3 protein-coding genes and 1 pseudogene are annotated in these 5,420 nt (G+C 33.3%); 3 read left to right on the top strand and 1 reads right to left on the bottom strand.

Annotated features, from left to right (window positions below; genetic code table 11):
- Positions 1 to 907, bottom strand: a pseudogene (locus tag AC15TD_RS00030) (IS110 family RNA-guided transposase); the annotation flags it as partial.
- Positions 908 to 1,847: 940 nt separating this feature from the next.
- On the opposite strand from AC15TD_RS00030, the gene AC15TD_RS00035 reads away from it, so the two are divergent.
- The 3 genes from AC15TD_RS00035 to AC15TD_RS00045 all read left to right on the top strand — a co-directional run bounded on the left by AC15TD_RS00035 (position 1,848) and on the right by AC15TD_RS00045 (position 5,269).
- Entirely contained in the window at positions 1,848 to 2,492 is a 645-nt protein-coding gene (locus tag AC15TD_RS00035; protein WP_484450097.1) for a hypothetical protein, read from the top strand.
- A 64-nt stretch (positions 2,493 to 2,556) separates the two neighbouring features.
- Complete coding sequence (locus AC15TD_RS00040) at positions 2,557 to 3,111, top strand: hypothetical protein (protein WP_484450098.1); 555 nt, start codon at positions 2,557 to 2,559, stop codon at positions 3,109 to 3,111.
- A 322-nt stretch (positions 3,112 to 3,433) separates the two neighbouring features.
- Entirely contained in the window at positions 3,434 to 5,269 is a 1,836-nt protein-coding gene (locus tag AC15TD_RS00045; RefSeq protein ID WP_484450099.1) for a phytoene desaturase family protein, read from the top strand.
- Positions 5,270 to 5,420: the final 151 nt, after the last annotated feature.

Below are 5,420 nucleotides of genomic sequence, written 5' to 3' on the forward strand. Positions count from 1 at the left end.
AAAAGCTTGTTTTAATAACTTGTTACATACTGCAATTAATGCCAGTTTTTTGCTCTTTCCTTTAGCTACTATGCGCTCATAAATTTCCCTGCAAGCTTTGTTGTATTTACAGGCATTAAAACTGCACATAAACAATAGATTACGCAGCTTTTGATTTCCTATTTTACTGATCCTGCTCCGCCCATTTACACTGCTTCCACTTTTCCTAATTACAGGTGTCAAACCTGCAACTACATAATTCACTACCGCTTGTAAAACGTTCAAAACCGTCTGTAAGGACCACCAGAATCAATGCTGTTTTACTACCAATCTCTAGTATACTTTTTAAGCGAGTTAATACATCCTGATGCTCTTCTTTAACTAATATTAATAGTTTGCCCTCCAACAGGTTTATTTCTTTTTGGACCTGTTTTAGACTACGGTTTAGAGAACTCACAACTGCTTTACTTGGATTTCCTAAAACGGATTCGCCGTGTATTTTATTTTTAAGCATAGTGCTTTGTTTTGTATACACAGCAAGGAGCCTGGTTATTTGAAGACTTTCCGTTTGATGTTTTGAGTTACCTTTCCAAAGCTTTAATTCTACTTGTTTAGCGTATTCGCAGATTAGTTTAGAATCGCTCTTGTCTGTCTTAACCTTGGACAATCTCATCTGGATAAACCGCTTCACTGCTAATGGGTTTTCTACTGAAACTTTGAAACCTGATTCAAGTAAATAATAGGCCAGCTGATAGTGATAATAGCCTGTTGCTTCCATAACACAATGACCGTGCATTGTTAAGAGTTTTACAAACTTTTTAAAGCCTGAAATCGTGTTTTTAAATTGGTAGTAATTACCATCAGAATCTGTAACATCAAAAACCAAATGGCTAATGTCTATTCCAAAATATTTAATATCTTTATTCATAAGAAAATGTTTTTGAAAGGACAATCTACGCGAGTTTCAACGACTTGAAATCGAGGTCTAAAGCCTCATAGAACTGTACGAAATCTGTGTAGAAAAGAGAGGGGGTTTTCAATGTTGACGAAGTCTAAAGCTTCTGCGTGTATAATAACCTTATTCCTCTCTTTTGTTCTTTCTGGTTTATTGATCTAATTTAACAAAAGACAAACTTAAGACGTGTATAGTTCATTGCTCTGAAATTCCGAATAGGAATTTCCTAGCTGCTGAACAATGGTTTCTCTCCTTTTTCCTAACTTAGTACCAATCGCAACGAAACCATACACGAACACGTTAGCATAAATTAGATGAAAAAAACTGGAGTAATATATTTAATAATTGCCTTGATACTAATAATTGGTATGTTCAATGTGCCATATATTGTTTTTGAGCACAAAGTGGCTCCTTCAGTAGATAGTTTCGAGATAATCGGAAGCCAAAAAACATTATTCAACAATGGCTCATTTGATGACGTTTGGTTAATTTATTCAGCTCTTTTCTACCCAATATTTTTAATGATTGAGGCCAATATTTGGAGAGGCCAATTTAAAATAAGGCATAGAGTTATCTTAATAATTCAATGTTTATTGTTAAGCATTGGTAGTTTTTATATCTGGTTCATTATGACATTTCATCTCTTTGTAACACCCCATAAATATTTAGCTGGATTCTACCTGATTCTATCCTATTTGATACTTGGTGTCATTTGCCATCTATTTCTCATATTACCAATTAAAAGATTCAAACCAGCACACATAATATTCAATAAACTTATGCTAACAGTAAATAACAGCGATAGGGCACAGCGAAGCTGACCCAACCACTGTTATTTAAACGTTATGTTTAATGTAGACTGTAACATTTGACCGACTATCTCATCATTATAATATTATTAAAAGAATAAACGATGACAAAAGAGAAAAATACTATCCATCAACTAGAAAAGGTTGGAGCAATTTCAGGTGTCTTTTCAATATTATTTTACTTTGGCGCAGCAGTTTTGCCCTTTATTCCCGAAACAATTGGTAGATTCATGGGATTTACCTTTCCATTGTTGTGGATTATCGGGTTTATGGGACTTTATAGATTTTTAAAAAGAGAAAATCACACACCCACACTTGAAATAGCTTATTTATTTGGAATAATTGGGGCTGCTCTTGCTTGTACATTTATAGTGGTGCAACAAGCTAACTTTATATGGCACGATCTAGCTATGGTTTCTGCTGAAACTGAAGAAGCGCAAAAGTTAATGAAGGCAGCATTTAAAGGGGCGAATCGTGTACAGGCTGGAATGGATGTTGCTTTTGATATTTTTATAACTATTTCATGGTTTTTATTCGGAATAAATATTGCTAAACATCAAACCTCTAGAAAAATTATAGGGTGGGTTACTTGCCTTCTTTCGGCTGGATTATTAACATTAAATATGATAACGTTTCCAACAGCACCTGCCGAAGCAGGATTGATAGATTTAGGTCCATTCCTTGGTTTATGGATTTTTGTAATATTTATCTGGTTTACTTTGATTTCGTTTAAAAAGAAAATTAATTGACACTAAACATAACATGGTATAAACAGCATTAAAACGCATTTTATACTAACCGTTGAGCACAATTATGAAAAAGGCAATTCTATTTTTAATTCTACTTTTTTTTTCCATTCTATCAAATGGTCAGAATCTAATAAAAGGACAAATAGTTGACCAATATGGAGACGAATTTATTGCCGAGATTTTAATAAATAATCAGAAAATTGAAGTTGATTTTGAAACTGGAAAATTTGAATTTGAGACAAACGAACAAAGCCTTGAAATAAATATAAAATTTCAATTCTATCTTAATATGAAGTATCAAGTAGAATTAAATAAAAAATTGACCGATTTAGGGAAAATATATTTAATAAGTGATATATTTTGGCTTGATGGACCAAAAAACGGAGTAATAACTGGAGAATATGAATCCGGAATAACGGAATACAGAATTGAATTAAAAAAATGGGACTTTAACGGAATATCTGAATATTTCAATAAAAAAGGAGAATTGACTCAGAAAATTATTTATAAGAGAGGAAAACCAAAAGAAATTTACAATCGAAAAAAGGGAGTTATGAAAAAACTTGATTTTGAATTCGATAAAAGAAAAAGAAAAATAACTGTGCCCAACACCGTATAAAAATAATGCTTAGTTTATTACTTAATCAAAGGTTAGTACCGTTTTGATAGCTTCTGATTTTCCTTCGGAAAATCCTCGCACACAAAACCGCACTATTCTTATACAATCACGTTGTGCTTCATGCCAAGAAAAGTAACGGTAAAACGAAAAACTTCCACTCCTCCCATTGTAATTATCTTTTCAATAAAACTCAAAATCCAAGTTTCTAATTTTTTTAAAAAAGGAGAAAACTGATAATTATCATTGATAAAAAGGATTTAAATTGATAGTTTTAAATTCATTTAACTAATTAGTTATCAGTTAATTAAATTTCTTTTAAGTCATGAAATACAATACTATTATAATAGGAGGTGGACTGGCAGGGTTAACCGCAGGAGCGACACTCTCAAAGTTTGGTAAGAAAGTTCTTTTATTAGAGCAGCACCACAAGCCCGGGGGCTGTGCAACCACCTTTAAGAGAGGAGATTTCATCGTAGAAGTTGGTTTACATGAAATGAGTGGACTAACTGAAAATGGTTCAGTTACGCAAATTTTTAAAATGCTAGATGTAGATAAACACGTTCAATTTAAAAAAGTGCCTGAATTTTACGGAGTCCTTTCTGATAATGAAGATTTTGTATTCCCACATGGATATGAATCTGCTACAAAGGCACTAATAGATAAATATCCAGAAGATGAAAAAGGTATCAAACGTTTTTTTAAGTTAATTGCAGGAACAAGAAAAGAAGCAACCAACCAACCGCGTTCACCTTTAAAACGAAAATTAATTTATCCATTGATGCCTTTACTTTATCCCAACTTAGTAGAGGCAACTAAACACACCGTTGGGTCTTGGTTAGATAAATACATTATCAATGAAAATGCAAAATTAGATCTCATAGCACACCTTGTTTATTGGGGAGATGATCCTTATACACTATCAATGTTCTACTTTGCGATACCATTTTCAGGCTTTATCGAGAATGGTGGCCACTTTATAAAAGGTGGGTCACAACAGCTTTCTAATTATCTTTCTTCCTATATAAAAAAGAATGGCGGAAGTGTGATATTAGGTAAATGGGCTGAGAAAATCATAATGAATAATGGTAAGGCAACTGGAGTTACATTTCGTGATAGTTTTAATAAATATTCAAAACCTATGACTATTTTATGTGACAATGTCATAGCCAATTGTGCCATTCCTTTAGTACCGTCGATGTTGGATGAGCCTTATAGTGCTCAACTTCAACAAAAAATAAGTTCAAAAAACAATTCATGTTCACTATTATGTATGTATCTGGGTTTTAATACAGATCTAGAAAAGTTTGGCGTAAAATACTACTCAAATGTTTTCGAAGGACATAATGTAACTGCATTAAAGGATATTAAAAATAACCACCACGGTGATTGGTCTAATCGCAGATTCATTTTTGTAGATTATAACAAGGTAGATGCTGGACTCGCACCACCTCAAAAATCTGAAGGTGTAATTTGTACTGTGGATTATATTGAAGATTGGAAAAATTTAAATAAGGAAGACTACAAGGTAAAAAAAGAAGAAGTAGCACAAGTTTTATTGCAGAGATTAGAAAAGCAGTATCCGGGAATTCGAAATAGTATTGAATACTACGAGGTAGCTACCTCCAAGACCATTGAGCGTTATACCTCGAACCCAAGTGGTTCGGTTTATGGTTACGCCCAAACTAAAGACCAAATAGCAAATAAGCGATTTAGAAACAATTTCTTGATACCTAACTTATACTTTGCATCAGCGTGGGCTTTCCCAGGTGGCGGATTTGAAGGCGCAATCCAAGGAGGTTTCTTGGCTGCCTTGCAAATGAAAAAGGATAAAATTTGGTCAGAATGTGATGATGAAAAGTATGTTGATGATAGGGTAGTTCAACTCATGGAACGTAAAAAAATAGATGATAAAACGCTTGAATTATCCTTTGCCAAACCAGCCAATTATGAAAATCTAAAAGGTGAGCATGCTATTTTGGAACTTATAAGTCCAAAAGAATCAACGCTAGATTTACCTTACCGCTGGCTACCGATAGATTCTAATGAGGAGACCAAAAACTTAAGATTTCAAATTAAAACGGATAAGACTAGCTTCTCAAAAAGTTGTGAACTCATTGACATTGGTGATGAGGCTATTGTTTATGGCCCTCTAGGTTAGTTGAAAAAAACAGCACGAAAGCACAACAAAGTACTGTGGTAAAAACCAAGTAAAACCAGATTAATTTTTCACTAAAGTGCTTCTATGAGAATCATCATAAATTAGTCCTGATTTTGCAATGGTAAAAGCTTGTTTTAATAACTTGTTACAT

The organism is Yeosuana sp., assembly GCF_057126245.1.

Excerpts from the sequence above, each read along its gene's own strand:
- AC15TD_RS00035 (WP_484450097.1), top strand. The coding sequence starts at position 1,848 with ATGACAAAAGAGAAAAATACTATCCATCAACTAGAAAAGGTTGGAGCA.
- AC15TD_RS00040 (WP_484450098.1), top strand. The coding sequence starts at position 2,557 with ATGAAAAAGGCAATTCTATTTTTAATTCTACTTTTTTTTTCCATTCTA.
- AC15TD_RS00045 (WP_484450099.1), top strand. The coding sequence starts at position 3,434 with ATGAAATACAATACTATTATAATAGGAGGTGGACTGGCAGGGTTAACC.